We start from the raw sequence: 15979 nt of genomic DNA on the forward strand, positions 1-15979 counted from the left end.
CGAGCGCCGTGAAACCCCGGATCGGTCCGCCACCCGGCACCGCTCCGGCGAACCCGACGCGTTGCGGCGCCTTCCGGCGGGGCCGCCGGGGCGGACGTCAGGCGATCCAGACCCGTAGCCGGCCGATCGGCTGGAAACCGCGCGACCGCGCGTGATCCAGATCCTCGCCGCTCTCATAGCCGACCACGGGCCGGTCCGGGAAGAGGCGGGCGGCGGTCGCCACCGCCCCGTCCCACACCGCATCCAGGTCGCAGCCCGAGGCGAAGACATTGGACAGGCCGACCACCCGGCCGCTCGTGCTGAGCACCGCGCCGCAGACGATGTCTCCGCCGATCCGGCCGGCCAGCACGGCGACCGACGGGTCGGCAAGCAGCGCCGGGGGGAAGAGGCCGTCGCCCGTCCCCCCGTGGAGACCCGCCTCCCAGGTCCGCAGGCCGGAGGCGTCCTCGACCACCCCCCACGTGATCGGATCACCCGTGGCGGCCCGCGGTTCGCCCGCAGGCCGGCCCGCCCCCGGGAACCGTATGATCCACTCCGCGTCGAACAGTATGCCGAACCCCGCACCCGACAGGTCCAGGCAGGCGAAGCTGTCCTTCACCGAGGCTCCCGCCGAGGCGCGGTCGATGGGATCGAGCACGTCGTCAGCGGTCGCCGCGGGGGCGAGAGTGACGGCGTCCGGATAGTAGGGCGGCGTCCTGCGGGGGTTGGACCAGACGGGGCCGCTGAACGTACCGGGCAGGCCGTGCGCGCGGCACATCGCATCACACCACTCGGCATTGTTCCGCGCCGCTTCCAGCAGCCATGCTTGCGTCATGCCGGGATTATCCTCACCTATCCGGACGACCGCACTTACATTTGTCGGCGTCGCCCCCGGGCCCGGCCTCCCAGGACCCGCCTCCCCCGCCTTCGGGATCCGGCCCCGGACGATGCGCCCGCCCCGGCGGAGGCACCCTGTCACAGGCCGCCCGGCGGCGATGCGGCACACCGTCGCAGCTGTCCTCCACGGGGAGGAGCAAGCCCCGGTGCGCCTTGTCGACCGCGGCCTTCGCCCCCCCGGGCCGCCCGGTGCCCCGGCCCTGTAGCGTTCTTCCATGACGGAGCTCGGGGAACTGGCGGGCAGGCTGCGGCGGTTCGCGGAGGTCAGGGACTGGGAGCAGTTCCACACCCCGAAGAACCTCGCGATGGCCCTGGCCGGAGAGGTCGGCGAACTGCTCGCGGAGCTCCAGTGGCTGACCCCCGAGGAGTCCGCCACGATCATGGACGACCCGCAGGCCGCCGCGCGCCTCCGATCCGAGATCGCCGACGTCATGATCTACCTGACCCGGCTCGCCGACACCCTGGGCGTCGACCTCGCCGAGGCGGCCCACGCGAAACTCGACGAGAGCGAGCGACGCTACACCGTGGAAAGCTACCGCGGGTCGGCCAGGAAGGCCCCGCCGCTCGCCTGAATTCGCCCGGCGAATCAGGCGATGGTGCCTGTCTCTCGGAGCGCTGCACCTGCCCCGCGGCCGGAGTCCCTCAGTCGGCCAGGCCCATGTAGGCGAACAGGTTCTCCTCGATCATGAAAAGCACCTGGGCCGGCAGCTGCCCCAGATAGTCACCGAGTTCCTCCTTGAGGAAAGGCTGCGCACAGACCGTCCGCACCCAGCACTTACTCGGGAGATTGCCGACTCCCTGGGCGAGCTTGACGCAGTATTCGGTCTTGAGCGTGGTCGCCGTCGACGTCGGAACGACGTACACCAGGGGCCAGGAAGCCTGCTGGTTCTTGGCATCGCCACTGAGGACGATCACCGGCCGCTGCGGGTGGTAGTTGCGCTGGTCGTCGGGGGGCATCGTGAGCGACCGGTCGGACACGAGATGGACGCCACCCTTGTGGACGGCCCCCTTCATTGATCACCGAGTATCTTCGCGTTGGCCCGCCGGAGAGCGTCCCTCGTCTTCAGGAACTCCGTCCTGAGCGCATCGCCGACGCCCGGATCGTCCTGCTGCGGAGGCCACGTCCTGCGTCGCGACCGGAACCGCTCAAGAAGCGCTTCCACCTGCCTACGGCGTCGCGCGCGGTTGAGATCGAGTAGTCCTCCCGGCTCGCCGCCCGCCCGTGCCTCGATCACAGGAGCGGTCTCGTGGGAGAGTTCCGCGAGAACGGTCGCGCTCTTGCCCCCGTGCAGGCGGACCACATTCCGCACGCAGTCCATATCGGCCGCATCCAGCGGATCGTCGATGTCGACGGTCACGGTGAGCACGTACGAGCCGTGCTCCGTGTTCCGGTCGTCGTGGCGCTCCACCAGCTCGCTCTCCACCACCCAGTCTTCGGCACGCATGAGCGCGTGGTCATAGGGACCATGGTCGTCCCACCGCCAGGTGGCTCCACTGAACTGCGTACGCCCCGATTCGACGGCCTCCAGATCCGCGAGATAGAGAAGCTTCGCCAGCTTCGCCGTGGTGATCTCGACAGCCGGCTCGCGAGCCGCCTTCAGCACCGCGAGGACGGCACCTGCCAGGGGGTTGGGCGATTGAAGGGGCCTGCTCATCACCGCTCCTCCCCGGATCTGGGCCGATGCCACGGTACTCCTCTCGGTCGTTTCCATCTCCGGGTCGTCGGCGGCTCGCCACCCAAGGAAGGGTAACGACGCCGTGTGAGCACATCATCACACCGGGCTATTTCGATGTCAGCCGGTTACGACATCCCGCACAGCCCGGCTTTCGGGCGGCAGGCTCGCTGTTCGGGTGGTCGCGGAACTCGTACGACATCGCGCTGTCGGCGTAGGGCTCAGGCCGACCGGCGAGCTCGCCCACTTCCCCGTGTACCGACAGCAGCGCCAACGCCCCGGCCGCGCGGAAGCACTACGTCAGATCCGGCCAGTACTTCGGCGGGGCGGCTGGATCGATGATGCGCAGACGACCGGCCGGGGCCGGGTCGATGCCGCACAGCGTCACCAGGCACTGCCCGTCCGCCTCGGTGAGAAGGGCCAGGGCAGCGGGCGGCCCAGCGGCGGCCGTGGCGATCACCGAGCCGATTCCGACGCCACGTGCGCGCAAGGCTGCGCACCCGCGTCCGCCGCCTGCCGGCGAGGTTCGACCACCCGCCGGAGGAGGAACGCGCGGCCGTGGACCTCGTGATCAAGCAGATGGAGACCTTCGCCAACGAATGGCCTCCGAAGGCGTAGCGAGGGGCGCCCACGCCTGCTCGGCTCCGGATGCCCCCGAGCCACCGCGCTCGTTCGGGTGGCTCGGGGCATCCGGACACCCGATCCACACATCCTCGCAATCGCTTCAGGCTTCCCCTTCACCGGGCACCGGGCACCGGGCGCCGGGGAGGTGGAGTCGCGATCGCCCGGACGCTCAGGCCAGATCAGCGAAGGCGCCGCCCTTGATGCCGGTGATGAACGCGTCCCACTCGGACGGGGTGAAGGACAGGACCGGGCCGTCGGGGTCCTTGGAGTCGCGGACCAGGAAGAGGCGGTCGGCGTCGGTGGTGGGTTCGGCCGCAGTGGAGGCGGTGTCGGCGAGTCTGACCTCGACGCAGTTCTGGCCGCTGCCGCTGAGGGAGCTCTTCCGCCAGATACCAACTTCCACGCAATTAGAACCGTTACCGCTAAGACTGCTCTTAAGCCACACGATGCGAGACACGTCCACTTTGGACCCCAGCCTTTCCGATCAAGTAGAAGCTATTTCTCAGGAGGACTTCTCGGCCATCTCTGAGATCAACGCTCTCGACTCGTCGGGGCCGAGTGCCACCGCCCGAAGGTGGTCAAACGCGAGCGTATACCAGTACATTTCAGCATCTTTTTCTACATACAGACTACTCGTCATGCTCTCGACGTACACCACGTCAGGGTCGTAAGGCTCACGAAACTCCATGATGGCGAACGTCCCAGCGGTGGCTGGGTGAACTCCTGCGCTGAACGGCAACACCTGGATCGTGATGTTGTCTCGGCCAGCGAATTCAGCAAGCTTGGCGTACTGGCCGCGCATGGTCTCTGCTGAGCCGACCCGTCGAGCGAGGACAGCCTCATCAATCACCGTCCAGAACCGAAGAGGGTTCTCCTCGCGCAGCAGGAGGTTCTGGCGAGTCATACGAACTTCGACACGTCGATCGACCTCTGCAGGTGGAGACAGAGCCATGAGAGCCGAACGAATGACCTCCCGGGCGTAGTCCTCAGTCTGGAGCAGACCATGGACGAGCATGCCGTCGAAGCTGCGGATGAACGCGGCCTCCGCCTCAAGCTGAATGTAAGTCGCATAGTCGCTGGGCAGAGAGTCGGTGTAGGCGTCCCACCATCCCTTCGTACGCGCCGTTCTCGCCAGCGCATGCAGGACGGTCCGCTTGCCCGCGTCAAGTTCGTACAGGTCGAGTAGACGGGTGAGATCCGGGGATGTGATCCCGACTCGGGCCGTCTCGATCCGCGAGACCTTCGCGGTGGACCAGCCCACACGCTCGGCAGCTTCCTCGATCGTCAGCGCTTTGCGCTCCCGTAACCTGCGCAGTTCACCGGCCAGTCGCCGACGTCGAACGGTGGGACCACGCCCTCCAGCCACGACAACCCCCTCCCGAGATGACTACGGACAGTGTGCCGTCAAACACCGATCGGTACCGCGGAATCCAAGAGAAGAATCAAACGGTAACTTTGCAGAATCACTTGCTAACTCAGAGTACGCGGTGAACCATCTGGTGGTGTTGCGAATTCAGTGACTGCCGAGGCACACGGAGTCACGCCTCAGCACGGTCGAGGAGTGCAACAAGGAGCTCAAGAAGAGAGCAGGTGAGGGATGAGGGTTCACGATCTTCAAGGGTGGGACGGGCGGTTGGTGGAGTTGGCCTGGGAGTTGAGCGATCTCGGGTTTGACTCCGTGGTCCGGTTCCCGCCCGGCGAGCGGCCGAGCGTGGAGATCTTCCTGCCGCCGGGCCGGCCCAGGGCCACGACGACGCAGCGAGACCGCACCTCGGTGTTCACCTGGCCCCGGAACCGCATGCAGCCGGAGCACGGCCGGCAGAGCCGCACCCGGCTGCGGGAGGTCGCGGAGCGGATCCTGGAGGCGGCGCGGTGAGGGCACTGAGACTACTGGGGCAGGTCGACCTGCCCGCCGAGGTCGCCGCCGTCCCCAGAGCCCGGCGCTACGTCCGCGACCTGCTCAAGGGCCTCGACCACCCGCGCACCGACGACGCCCTGCTGCTCGTCAGTGAACTCTTCACCAACGCCGTACGCCACTCCGACTCCGGCCGCACCCCCGGCGGGCGGGTCACCGTAGCCGTCGCCACCCTTCATGGCACGCTCCACATCGACGTCATCGACGGCGGCTCCACCGAACGCCGACCCCGCCCCCGCCTCGACGTGGACCTCGACAGCGGCGGCGGACGCGGCCTGTGGCTGGTCCACGAGCTGGCCACGGCCTGGGGCTGGTACGAAACCCTGTCCGGGCGCGTGGTCTGGTTCCAGCTGGCCGGTCAGTGACCACCGGCAGTAGATGAGCCTTTCGCCGAGACGGCGCGAAGCTCCCCTTCCGAAGTCTCGAGGAGGGTCTGGGCCACCCGGTGCAGCCGCACCCGGCGAGACCACCGCGGTGACGAAGAACGGACGGCACATCGCCCCCTGGTGCCCGCCCACCAGGTCGGGCCTCCGTTTCCGCTTCCCATCGCCCCGTGGCAGACGACGGCCTTCCCCTGTTCGATGGGCCACCCGATCTCCCGGCCCGCACCGATGCGCTCCCGGCCAAGGGGTTCGTCCGATAAGCGATCCGGTGGCATCTCGGGCACGCCCGCGCTCCTTGGCTGGACGCCAGTTATGGAGCGGCCGAAGGCGAGGGGGTGGTGGGACGCATACACGGCGAAACCACACTCAGGAGAAGTTCCATGGTGGTGGCGGTATCAAGGGAAAGGCCAAAGCCGTCACTCGTCTCCCCGGAGAGCTGAGGCTGTCCGGACTCGAACATGTGGGTCATCGTGATCTTGTGGCCGGCCCGTTCCCAGTTGTCCCGGATTTTCTGCCCCGCCTCCGAAAGACGATCCTTGGGCAGGCCCTTCAGGTAATAGGATCGGACGACGTAGATCTTTCCCGTTGGAGCGCTCCCTTCATTTGGAATACACGGATGCTCGGCCAAGCTCGTGGGGAGAAGATCCAGCCGCGGCTCAGGGGTGATCCCGGCAACCACCTGGCGGACCAGCTCCTCGACACGGGCGGTCGCCTGGGCCTCGGTCAGTGAAGAACCATCGCTCATCTGGGCGTCCTCCCCCGTACAGCCGCCGATCCCACCGAATACCAGTAGCGCGGCGACTATCGCCAACATCCGAACCCGTCGTGTCATCGTGCTCCCTCGAAAACCGACCGGTCACTCCGAAGGCACCGGCTGTTGCAGGTGGTGTAGAAGAGCCAGATCCGGTTCCGGAGGCGGCTTCACCTGTTCAGATTTACCAGCGACAATGCGCCCGATGTTACGCAAAGATTCCGATCTCTCATCCCAGTAGCTAGAGTGGCCTCCAGATTTGGCCTGGAAATGCTTGGCCCCGAAGCCCGGCGCGTAGGGATCCTCTCCGAAACGCCCGAGGTTGGCGACCTGGTCGTCGGGAGCCGCGCCGACCCACACATGCGACGGGTCCACACCCAGATCGCGAGCGTGCTCGACGCCGAGACCGGGACTGCCGACGAACACCAGGTCGTCGGCGAGCTTGCCGAACGGGCGTTGCACGGCGGCCTTGGCCGTGGTCAGCGAGCCGTAGCTGTGCCCCACCATGGTCAGGTTGGCCGGGGCATCGGGCTGGTGGGAGGCGCGCAGCCCGTCGACGAAGGAGACCAGCTCCTTCGCGCCGTTCTCGGCGGCCCCGTCGAAGGCCACCGAACGGCCGGGGACGGGGATCTGGTTGACCTGGGGGGCGTCGTAGCCGAGCCAGGCGATGGACGCGGTCCGCTTGCCGGGATCCAACCCAGCAGCCCGGTCCCAGGTGAACCGGGCACGTTCAAAGTCGACACCGTCTCCCTCGATCTTGGTGGTGAAGCCGGGCACATAGGCCGTGACGTGGTGAGCCGTGTCCGGGTCGCCGTACGAGACCACGGCCCGGCCCTGCCCGGTCGCGTCGAAGGCCAGCAGCAACGCCGGGGGCCGGCCGTTCCGGCCCCCCTCGGCGAGAGCCGCCTTCACCGCCTCGACGCGGGCGAGCATGGTGGAGTATTTCGCAAGCTCGGCATCCATCCCGGGAACGCCTCCGGGCCTCCCGAAAAGACCGGGCAACCGGAGATAGTCGTCTCGCTTCTTGATCAGGTCGGCCTTCGCGTCCCGCAGCCGCTTCTCCTCAAGGGTCAGGAAGGCCCGGTTCGCCGAGTCGCGGGTGGCGGAGGGCAGGCCGTTGAGGGAGCCGACCGCGCCCGGCGCCTTGTCGATCAGTCCCTGGCGGGCGGCCGGGTCCAGCATCCGCCACCAGGCGCTGACCCGCGCGGCCAGACCGGCGTCCTTACCCTCCCGCTGCAACGCCAGCACCTTGCCCAGCGCCTTGGTGTCGCCCGCCTGCGCCTGGGCCAGCAGCGCTCCGGCCCCGTTGCCGTCCGGAGCGAAGCCGCCGAACAGCCCGTACCCCACCAGCCCGGCGGCGGCCAGATCCGCGCCCACGCCACCGGTCGCGCCCGTGCCGCCCGCCCCGCCCGCGAAGGGGTCGGGGCCCGACTGCTTGATGAGCTCCATGCGCTTGCGCAGGTCCCCGGCCTGGGCGGCGGCCCACGTGCCCGCCTCCCCGACCGTACGGCCCGCCGTCGCGGCCACGCACACCGTCGCGCACTCGGCGTTCAGCTGCGATCCCGCCTCCGGCAGCGAATGACCGGCGCGGTCCAGTTCGGCCACCAGCCGCTCCATCGCCTCGACGTCCATGCCGGCGAACGCGCCGCGGGTCGCGGTGGCGACCGCGATCGACGAGGTCAGGCGGGGCGGCCGGGGCGGGCTCTCGCCCCGCCTGGCGATCAGGTCGGCGATCTCGGTGAGCGCCTGCTCGAACGCCGTCTGCATCCGCTTGCGTCGTTCCATCAGCTCGTCGCCGAACCGGGGCGCCCCGCCGCCTACCCAGGCGCTCGTGGCCATCGTCCGGGCGGCCGTGTCCAGCGCCGGGGCGTGGGTGCCGGCGAGTTCGGCAACCTTGCGGTACGCGGCGAGTAACGGTGCCGCCGTGGAGTCCGTACCCGGGGTCGTCACCCGGCTATTTCACCAAAAGGGCACCAAACGATCAATGGTCTGCTTATCAATAAAAAATGTGTGGCAAAGACAGCGTCATTCCGGATACCACCTCTTCCGGGATCCTCGTGGCCGGGACCAGTCCGGATAGGCAACCGTCGTATCCCAGACACCTACCGCCGCCTCGCATTACGGACGGCCCGCCGTGATGAGACGACGAGATTCCATTGGAAAAGCTGTACCCCGTGGAAAAGCTGTACGAGGCCGGCGGTGACGCACCGCACCTCACAGGCCGGGAGCACGGTCGGCGACGACCTGGACCCCGGCTTCCGGGACCCGCTCACGTGACCCCGGCGGGAGCTACGAGGCCGCGAGGTGCCGGTGCGCCTCAACTCGATTCGTGGAGACCTTTGATCTGCAAGTCGGTCTCCAGTACCGATCGCTAACTTCGTCATCAGCCTTCGCTCGACGCAATACGGCAAGACCACGACCGGCCACAGCGGCAAGCACAAGGAGAAAGATCTTGTCGGATTCCCAGAGGGACCAGTCAAGAGCCGCCGCCATGCGGATCGACAGATGCTTGCGGGACGGATCGACCACACTCGACCTGTCCGGGCTCACGCTGACCGCCTTGCCTCGGTCTCTGGAAAGCCTGACTGCCCTCACCAGGCTCGATCTGAGCTACAACCGGCTGACCAGCGTGCCTGACTGGCTGGGGAATCTGACCTCCCTCACCACGCTCAACCTGAGCGAGAACCGGTTGACCGCCCTACCCGACTCATTGGGAAACCTGGCCTCCCTCACCGAACTCAACCTGAGCGAGAACGCGCTGACCACCCTGCCCGAGTGGTTGGAGAATCTCACCGACCTCACCAAGCTCAACCTGAGCGGTACGAATCTGGGAGATGCGCCCGAACGGCTGGGGAGTCTGGCCTCCCTCACCGAACTCGACCTGTCCTGGAGCGGAAACGCCCTCCAGTACACCGTCGTGCCCGAGTCGCTGGGGAACCTCACCTCCCTCACCACGCTCCGCCTGTCCAACGCTTTCCTGACCCTCCCCGAGTCGCTGGGGAACCTGACCGCTCTGACCACGCTCGACCTGAGTAAAAGCGACCTGTGCAGCTCGCTTCTCCTGCCCGAGTCGCTGGGGAACCTCACCTCCCTCACCGAACTCGACCTGAGCGACAACGCGTTGGACGTCGCACCCGAATGGCTGGGGAACCTGACCTCCCTCACCACGCTCGACCTGAGCGAGAACCGGTTGACCACCCTGCCCGACTCACTGGGGAACCTGACCGCCCTCACCACGCTCCGCCTGTGGAAGAACGAGCTCACGGCCCTGCCGGAGTCACTGGGGAACCTCACCGCCCTCACCATGCTCAGTATGGGCAGCAACCGGCTGACCACCCTGCCCGAGTGGCTGGGGAATCTGACCGCCCTCACCGACCTCAGCGCGTGGCACAACGAGCTCACGGCCCTGCCGGAGTCACTGGGGAACCTCACCGCCCTCACCATGCTCAGCTTGAGCGGCAACCGGCTCAGGGTATTGCCCGAGTCGCTGGGGAACCTCACCAACCTCGTCACGCTCGACCTGGATGGCAACCAGGTCACCACCATTCCTGAGGCACTGGGTCGTATCTTCAAAACCAAGCCGGGGACTCTGCTCCTGGGTTGCCCCGGCTTGAGGGACGTCTGAAGTCAAGGGCTCACCACCGGGAAGGTGCCGGGGCATGGGGGACGACCGAGCGAAGGGCGGCGAAGAGGACGCCACCGCAGCCGATGGAACTGTTCCATGCGATCCGGGAGGCGCGGAACATCGGCTCGCCGTCACCGCCGGTTCCCACCGGGCTCTACTCGTCCCTGACCCGGGCGACGAACCAGTCGAGGCAGCCGATCATCACATCCCAGACGGCCTCGTTGGCGAGCAGGGTGGCCTTGAACGACGGATACAGCTCCAACTTGGCGGCCGGGATGTCCACGCCCGGTGCCGTGTTAATCCACTGCCGTAGCTCCTCCCGGAGCGCCGGGTCCTTGAAGGGCGCCCGTCTCTTGAGCGTGCCGAACGGCACCTCCACCGAATCGGAGTAGAAGCGGAAGGGGTGCAGCTGCTCACCGCCACGCCGGATGATCGGGGCGCAGGAGGCGCCGGAGGAGCGGCCGAACTGCACCTCTCCCCCGTACGCCTTCCAGTGGTCCAGCAGGCGGGAGACCGCACCGGCGGCCTGCGGGCCGCTCGCCTCTCCGAGTTGGTGGAAGAAACGCTCCTCCCACTCGTCGAGACCCTCCAGATCACCGACGCTCAGGCCCGATTCGCTCAGATCCGATTCGCTCAGGTCCTCTGCGCCGGGGAGGTCGAGCAGTTCGGCCAGCTCGCGAGCGGAGACGCGCTGGGTAGGGTTGGCCCGGCCGGCCTCGTCGAGCTTGACGCCCTCGGCTCGGAGCACGTCGTGCACGTCCCGGTCGTCGTTCTCATCCGGCCAGTAGAACCCCGGTGAGACCGTTCCCGAGGCGGTGAGGACCCGGTGGCCGTTGAGCACATGCCTGCCGGCCAGGTGCGCCGCCACCGGCCGGGCGTGGGAACCGGTCAGCTCGGCAAGGTCGCCGTAGGTCGTCCACGTTCCCGGTGGAAGCGTCGCAAGGGCCGCGTGCAGGAGGGTCCAGTCTCGGGACGGGCTGACCGGACCCGTCTCGACCGGGCCGGGCCAGATCTCAATCGCCCGATCGGCCAGCGTGTCGGCTCTGGCGAGGATCTCGGCCCTGCCCCAGCGCTCCTGCCTGGCGATCTCCTGGTTCATCACCAGTCCGCTCCGCGCGAGGAAATCCCGTTTTCTGGCGAAGGGCATGTTGCCCAGTTCGGAGTTGTAGCCGCTCAGCGTGAGATTCCCGAGGGTGTGCACGAGCTCCTTGTGCGCCAGCTCGGCGTCGCCCTCATCGGCGAGCTGTTCCAGCCACTCCGGGGTAGGACTCTGCGGGAGGATGTGCTCGATAGTGATCTTCTTATCGGAGATGTCCACCCGTTCCCTGGCACCGTGGATCTCCTCCAGGCGACGGAGCACCAGCTTCTGCTGCGCCGTACGGCCCTGCCAGTAGAAGGCCCGCTGGCGGATGTCCCGGCGGAACTGCTCGTCGGACGACCAGTACAGGCGGGCCGACGACAGGGCAGTGCGGACGGCGTCGGCGACTGGCTCGTCACCGGTAAGGTCACGGGTGAGCCGCATGAAAATCCTGTTGAGGTTTCCGGTGGTGACACCGGAGACCAGGCGCCGCACCAGGAAGCTCTCGATGTACCGCAGCGCCTCGACGACGTCGTCATCGGTGGCCTGGCCGTCGTCGGCCAGTTCCAGCAGCCGCATGACCAGGGGGTAGGTCGTCGCGCCTTTCCAGTCGATCAGGAATCGCAGCCGCTCCTCGATCTCTCCATCCCCCTGGGGGTTCAGGATCCGGTGGAGGTACCGGGCCCGCCGTGCCAGGTCCTTCACGTACTGGGTGACCTTCTCCTCCTTTGCCTCATCGGTACTGGTCGCGGCCCGGAGGAGGTCCTGGTGCCCGCGATAGGTGTCGTTGTACTGGGCGTCGTCACCGAACTCCAGCACCAGGGTGAGATACATCAGCTGGTCCAGGGCTTTGGGACCGAGCAGATCGTGCATCGGACGCCAGTACGTGTCGTAGACGTGCTGATCCCGGGTCGGCAGGTGCATGAACACGTAGTTGCGGATCAGGTCCACCTGGCTCAACCGCATTCCGGTGTTGTTGATGGACTCGAAGATCCTGAAGGCGTTGTCGTCCTTCTCGACCACGATCTGCACGAGTGTGAGCCTGTCGAGCACGACCTCTTCGAAGCGTGTGATGTCGTGCGGGTCGGCGGGATCGTCCACCAGGCCCAGCTTGCTCCGGAAGAACTGGTAGGCGCTCCCGATCCGGCTGTCGGCACCGCCGTACGGCAACTCTTCCACACACGCTTTGAACGCCTCCCGGTCCACCTGGGTGGGAAGCAGCCGGTATCGCATGTCACCGGGCTTGTATTTGTTGAGCAAATGAAGGTCATTGATCCGCTCGCGGTGGACCGGGTCTTCCGCCGCCTGGTGGTCCCGTAAGGCGCATAACGCCAGCAACAGGGTGGTCAGCCTCTGCTGCCCGTCGACGACAAGCCAGCGGGAACGGCCCGGAGCGTTGCCGGGCGCGGGGGCCAGGACGACGGAGCCGAGGAAATGACTGACGTCCTCGCCCTTCTGAAGCCCGTCCACCTGCCTCTCGACATCGCTCCACAGCCGCGCGAGCTGCTCCCGTTCCCATGCGTAGGGCCGCTGGTAGAGCGGCACGAGCAGCTGGTGCTCACCGCTGATGAGATCCCGCAGCGTCGTCTCGTTGGCCTTCACTCCGCCCCCCTCGGTACGTCGCCCTCAAAAAGATCATGGTCTTCGTTCGGTGAGACCGCTTCCGAGAACAGCTCCGCAGAAGCGGGGATCGCAGAGATGCATCATCTCTCAGATGCCTCTCGGTTATGCCAAGAACACGGAATGAAGTGATCGTGCGGAAGAGACAAGATGGGCGGCTTCCTTCCTGAGCGCGTTTTCTCTCCGCCAACTCGAGGATGGTGATGAGCTCGCGGGATTGCTGAATGTGACGGCGTTTCCCGCTGTGGACGAATCTTCTGACCCGGACTCCGAGCTGGCCGCCGCCTGCCTCGCGCAGGAATCGGACCTCGATGAGCAGCTCTCGCTCTTCACCTGACCCGGGGAGGCTCAGCGGGTGCGGCTGGCCAGGAAACGGCGCCATTCCGGGCGGGTGCGCGCGAGCGCGCGCAGCGAGGCCGGCACCTGGGGCCTGGGGTCGTTGCCGTCCAGGCGCAGCTCGGTGAGCGCGGTCAGCTCGCCCAGCCACTCCGGCAGCTCGGCCAGCCGGTTGCCCTGCAGATCGAGCCTGGTCAGGGAGGTGAGGGCCCGCATCGACTCGGGAAGGGCGGTCAGCGTGCGGTTACCCGTGAGGTCCAGCTCGGACAGCTCCGGTACGGCGTCGGCTACGACCGGACGTCCACGGCGCCGGACGGGCGTCCCGGCGTCCGCCGTCCCCTGCCCTCCGCCCCGAAGACCTTCTCGGTCACCGTCGAGAACAACCCGGCGACGTCGCGGACGAAGGTGGCTTCCGGCACCCCGAGACGGCGCAGGGCGGAGCCGTGGTCCCCGGCGACGACGATGCAGACGCCCAGCAGCAGCACCCACCAGCCGGTGCGGACGACCGCCCGCACCGGCCGGGGCAGCGGCCGGAACGCGTCCCGTAGCCGGTCGCAGTGGAACGGCACGTGCCGCTGTTCGTCGGCGAGGATCCGGCCCGCCACCTCCGAGGTGAGCCGGTCCCCACTCCCGTCGCGCAGCGCCCGGTAGTACCGGAGCGCGACCACCTCAGCGATCATCAACACCATCAGTTCCAGCCGGAGCCCCAGCATCCGGCGGAGCCGTACGAAGACCGTGTCGCTCCAGTGAGCCTCGATGGTCCGCGTGTTCGCCGCGGCGAGCAAGGACTTCAGCAGTCGCGCGTGGTTCTGCTCCTCGGCGACGAACAGGCGCACCGCCGTCGCGTAGGCCTCATCGCCCGACTCGGCCGCCTTCACGATCAGGTTCGAGCCGTCGCCGTCCTCACCGACCTGGAAACGCTGCAGGCTGCGCAGCACCGAGCGGTCCAGACGCGCTCCCCGTTCCCAGTCGGGATCACCGAGAAGCCGCCGCCGATCGGCCTCGGCCTCGAAGTCCAGCACCCATCCCCCGAAGTCCCGCTTTCCCCTCATGTCCGGCAACCTACGGTCAGCGTGTGCAGAAACAGCGGGGCTCGTGTGAAGGTCCAGCACGTTTCCACGTCATTTCCGACCTCGTTCGTTCTTCGGTCTCCGTACCAACGGCAAGGAGCAGGAGGTGACAGTCGGTACGCCGACCTCACAGCCTGGTCGCCCCGTATGCGCCTCAACGGCCGCGCACCATCATGCGCTGCGGCGCTTCTCCTGCTCGGATTCAGCGGGGTTCGCGAAGTTCCGTACCGATCGGCGCGGAATCGGGAAGGAAATCAACCCTTCGGCCAGAACTGAACGAGGTAGATCGCCAGGTCGTAGGAGGTGATCTGATGCTCACTCCTTATCAGATCACGCAGACATCGCATATAGGCATGAATACCCCATGTCGCCTCGCGTCGCCCCAGGTCGAAGACAAGTCGGGGAGGGTCAAGCTCTATCCAGTCCGCCAGACAGACCTTGCCGGAGACAAGCCGGAGTTCCCCCTGCCATTCTTTGGTCCACGACTCCGAGGAGGACGGCGGCCCGTCCCAGAGTTCGAACCGCACGTCCACCACCTGGTCGCTGGTTTCCAGGGTGACATGAGCGCCGTTACCGGACGGGTAGCCCATTCTCCCTCCGGGGCGCGCTCACCCCAGGGATCCGCCGCTCCGACCGGAGCGTTACCCAGGAGAACCTCCTCGTCGATGACAAGGAACGTGTCGTTTGACACCTCCACCGCATCGGTGAACGTCGCCACGACATCCGCCATTCACCCATCAACACCTTCCACGCATAGGGTAGGACCGCTCCAAGATGCCCGCGCTCGGATACAGCTCCCTATAGAGGATCCACTCCTCACCGGCATCCCGTTCCCCGGAGGAACACGCTCGGCGCGAGCGGCTCGCTCCCGCGGCAAGCACACCGTAACCTTTCTTTCTGCGATCAGACGTGTTCTATTCGTGGGTGAGACGGACCACTCGCCATGTGACGTCAGTGCACGGGTGTGAGTGGTCGTACGCATGCTTTTGTGGCTCATCATCCGGTCTGGCACCCGGCGAACGGTTCGCATGAAAGGTCAACCATGAGTCCGGGCGGCGGGAAGGTGCGGCTTCGTCGGCGGCACCAAAGCCGGAAAACTCGGCTTCCGGTCTCCGAGAAGGGACCAGGACGATGCTCCCTCAACGATCCCCCACCCCCTGAGAGGCCACATGTACCCGACGGCACCGCCCCCCGCCTACCAGCCGGTCGCACCGGCCGAGGTCACGGCGCCGTTCAGCCCCTACCCCCGGATCGCCTGGATCTGGGTGCACTTCCGGGACCCCCGCGACGGCCAGGAGTGGAGTACCAGCGGCACAGGTGTCTTCCTGGACAATGACGCGGTCCTGACCTGCGCGCACATCTTCTCCGAAGGCGGCCTGAATCGGATCGCATACGTCGAGGTGTTCCCCGCCCACAACACCGCCCGTCCGGCCGACTCCGGCCCGCCGGACGGGGGAGTGCGCGCCGAGTGGGTGCAGGTCTGCGAGGCCCAGCTTGCCACCCGGGACAAGAGGGACGACTTCAGCTGGGACTTCGCCCTGGTCTGCCTGGCCACTCCGCTCGTGTTCAGGAACGTGCCCTCGTTCGTGCTGGAGGCTGACGAATACCTGAACCAGGATCCCGCCTACCAAGGCGACGGCAGCGTCCTGCGCACGGCCGGCTACGGCGGCACCCCCGGCCTGCTCACCCAGGTCAACGCTCCGGTGGACTACGCCGACTACGGAGCCCACTGGTTCAGCATCACCCGTGCCTCCCAGCCCGGACACAGCGGCTCGCCGGTTTTCCACGCCTCCACCGACGCGTTCAAGCGGGCGGAGTACCGGTTGGTCGGCGTGCTGAGCTGCCAGGACGCCAGTGACCACGGCAAGACACTGATCGCCATGATCAATGACAGGACGAAGAACTGGATCGAGCGGGCGATGTCGGAGTGGAGTACCGAGAAGCGCCGCCGCCTCGTCAGGGTGACGGCTCTGAGAGGGCGTCCGGTAGGGGTTTAGGCTGACGCGTCCTGTTTCGGGAGGGTGTTTC

General features: G+C 67.1%; 18 protein-coding genes. 6 read left to right on the top strand and 12 right to left on the bottom strand.

Annotated features, from left to right (window positions below; all coding sequences use genetic code 11):
• Positions 1-97 precede the first annotated feature (97 nt).
• On the bottom strand, positions 98-814 hold the full coding sequence (locus tag ABD841_RS20255; protein ID WP_344973866.1) for a hypothetical protein: 717 nt from the start codon (positions 812-814) through the stop codon (positions 98-100).
• A 277-nt stretch (positions 815-1091) separates the two neighbouring features.
• Here ABD841_RS20255 and ABD841_RS20260 point away from each other — a divergent pair, with 277 nt between their 5' ends.
• Complete coding sequence (locus ABD841_RS20260) at positions 1092-1448, top strand: nucleotide pyrophosphohydrolase (RefSeq protein WP_344973868.1); 357 nt, start codon at positions 1092-1094, stop codon at positions 1446-1448.
• 70 nt (positions 1449-1518) lie between these two features.
• Here the strand turns inward: ABD841_RS20260 and ABD841_RS20265 are convergent, their stop codons facing one another.
• From ABD841_RS20265 to ABD841_RS20275, 3 genes are all read right to left on the bottom strand, one after another.
• Positions 1519-1890, bottom strand: a complete 372-nt coding sequence (locus ABD841_RS20265) for a type II toxin-antitoxin system PemK/MazF family toxin (protein ID WP_344973870.1) — start codon at positions 1888-1890, stop codon at positions 1519-1521.
• A complete protein-coding gene (locus ABD841_RS20270; RefSeq protein WP_344973872.1) occupies positions 1887-2531 on the bottom strand; it encodes a type II toxin-antitoxin system antitoxin SocA domain-containing protein in 645 nt (214 codons plus the stop codon). Before ABD841_RS20270 ends, ABD841_RS20265 begins: the two co-directional genes overlap by 4 nt.
• A gap of 313 nt (positions 2532-2844) precedes the next feature.
• A complete protein-coding gene (locus ABD841_RS20275; RefSeq protein ID WP_344973875.1) occupies positions 2845-3039 on the bottom strand; it encodes a hypothetical protein in 195 nt (64 codons plus the stop codon).
• On the opposite strand from ABD841_RS20275, the gene ABD841_RS20280 reads away from it, so the two are divergent.
• Positions 3030-3167 carry a type I restriction enzyme endonuclease domain-containing protein gene (locus tag ABD841_RS20280; RefSeq protein ID WP_344973878.1) on the top strand — a complete coding sequence of 46 codons (138 nt, stop codon included), beginning with the start codon at positions 3030-3032 and terminating at the stop codon, positions 3165-3167. The genes ABD841_RS20275 and ABD841_RS20280 overlap by 10 nt on opposite strands.
• A 175-nt stretch (positions 3168-3342) precedes the next feature.
• Here ABD841_RS20280 and ABD841_RS20285 read toward each other — a convergent pair whose 3' ends face one another.
• Both ABD841_RS20285 and ABD841_RS20290 read right to left on the bottom strand, forming a co-directional pair.
• Positions 3343-3576, bottom strand: coding sequence for a DUF397 domain-containing protein (locus ABD841_RS20285; protein ID WP_344973881.1), 234 nt, complete (start codon positions 3574-3576; stop codon positions 3343-3345).
• A 99-nt stretch (positions 3577-3675) separates the two neighbouring features.
• A complete protein-coding gene (locus ABD841_RS20290; RefSeq protein WP_344973884.1) occupies positions 3676-4539 on the bottom strand; it encodes a helix-turn-helix domain-containing protein in 864 nt (287 codons plus the stop codon).
• A 231-nt stretch (positions 4540-4770) separates the two neighbouring features.
• On the opposite strand from ABD841_RS20290, the gene ABD841_RS20295 reads away from it, so the two are divergent.
• On the top strand, positions 4771-5049 hold the full coding sequence (locus ABD841_RS20295) for a hypothetical protein (protein ID WP_344973887.1): 279 nt from the start codon (positions 4771-4773) through the stop codon (positions 5047-5049).
• Entirely contained in the window at positions 5046-5453 is a 408-nt protein-coding gene (locus ABD841_RS20300) for an ATP-binding protein (protein ID WP_344973890.1), read from the top strand. Before ABD841_RS20295 ends, ABD841_RS20300 begins: the two co-directional genes overlap by 4 nt.
• Before the next feature lie 328 nt (positions 5454-5781).
• Here the strand turns inward: ABD841_RS20300 and ABD841_RS20305 are convergent, their stop codons facing one another.
• Positions 5782-6216 (bottom strand): hypothetical protein, encoded by a 435-nt coding sequence (locus tag ABD841_RS20305; RefSeq protein WP_344973893.1) that lies wholly within the window; start codon positions 6214-6216, stop codon positions 5782-5784.
• Positions 6217-6327: 111 nt separating this feature from the next.
• Positions 6328-8172 carry an alpha/beta hydrolase gene (locus tag ABD841_RS20310; protein WP_344973896.1) on the bottom strand — a complete coding sequence of 615 codons (1845 nt, stop codon included), beginning with the start codon at positions 8170-8172 and terminating at the stop codon, positions 6328-6330.
• 541 nt (positions 8173-8713) lie between these two features.
• Here ABD841_RS20310 and ABD841_RS20315 point away from each other — a divergent pair.
• Positions 8714-9847 carry a leucine-rich repeat domain-containing protein gene (locus tag ABD841_RS20315; protein WP_344973899.1) on the top strand — a complete coding sequence of 378 codons (1134 nt, stop codon included), beginning with the start codon at positions 8714-8716 and terminating at the stop codon, positions 9845-9847.
• Positions 9848-10001: 154 nt separating this feature from the next.
• Here the strand turns inward: ABD841_RS20315 and ABD841_RS20320 are convergent, their stop codons facing one another.
• From ABD841_RS20320 to ABD841_RS20335, 4 genes are all read right to left on the bottom strand, one after another.
• On the bottom strand, positions 10002-12527 hold the full coding sequence (locus ABD841_RS20320) for a GmrSD restriction endonuclease domain-containing protein (RefSeq protein ID WP_344973902.1): 2526 nt from the start codon (positions 12525-12527) through the stop codon (positions 10002-10004).
• Between the two features lie 366 nt (positions 12528-12893).
• Entirely contained in the window at positions 12894-13151 is a 258-nt protein-coding gene (locus tag ABD841_RS20325; protein WP_344973919.1) for a leucine-rich repeat domain-containing protein, read from the bottom strand.
• A gap of 17 nt (positions 13152-13168) precedes the next feature.
• Complete coding sequence (locus tag ABD841_RS20330) at positions 13169-13933, bottom strand: ferritin-like domain-containing protein (RefSeq protein WP_344973905.1); 765 nt, start codon at positions 13931-13933, stop codon at positions 13169-13171.
• 272 nt (positions 13934-14205) lie between these two features.
• Positions 14206-14541, bottom strand: a complete 336-nt coding sequence (locus ABD841_RS20335) for a hypothetical protein (protein WP_344973907.1) — start codon at positions 14539-14541, stop codon at positions 14206-14208.
• Between the two features lie 579 nt (positions 14542-15120).
• On the opposite strand from ABD841_RS20335, the gene ABD841_RS20340 reads away from it, so the two are divergent.
• Entirely contained in the window at positions 15121-15948 is an 828-nt protein-coding gene (locus ABD841_RS20340; RefSeq protein WP_344973910.1) for a trypsin-like serine peptidase, read from the top strand.
• Positions 15949-15979 lie beyond the last annotated feature (31 nt).

It is taken from the genome of Streptosporangium fragile, assembly GCF_039534445.1.
Lineage (GTDB): Bacteria > Actinomycetota > Actinomycetes > Streptosporangiales > Streptosporangiaceae > Streptosporangium > Streptosporangium fragile.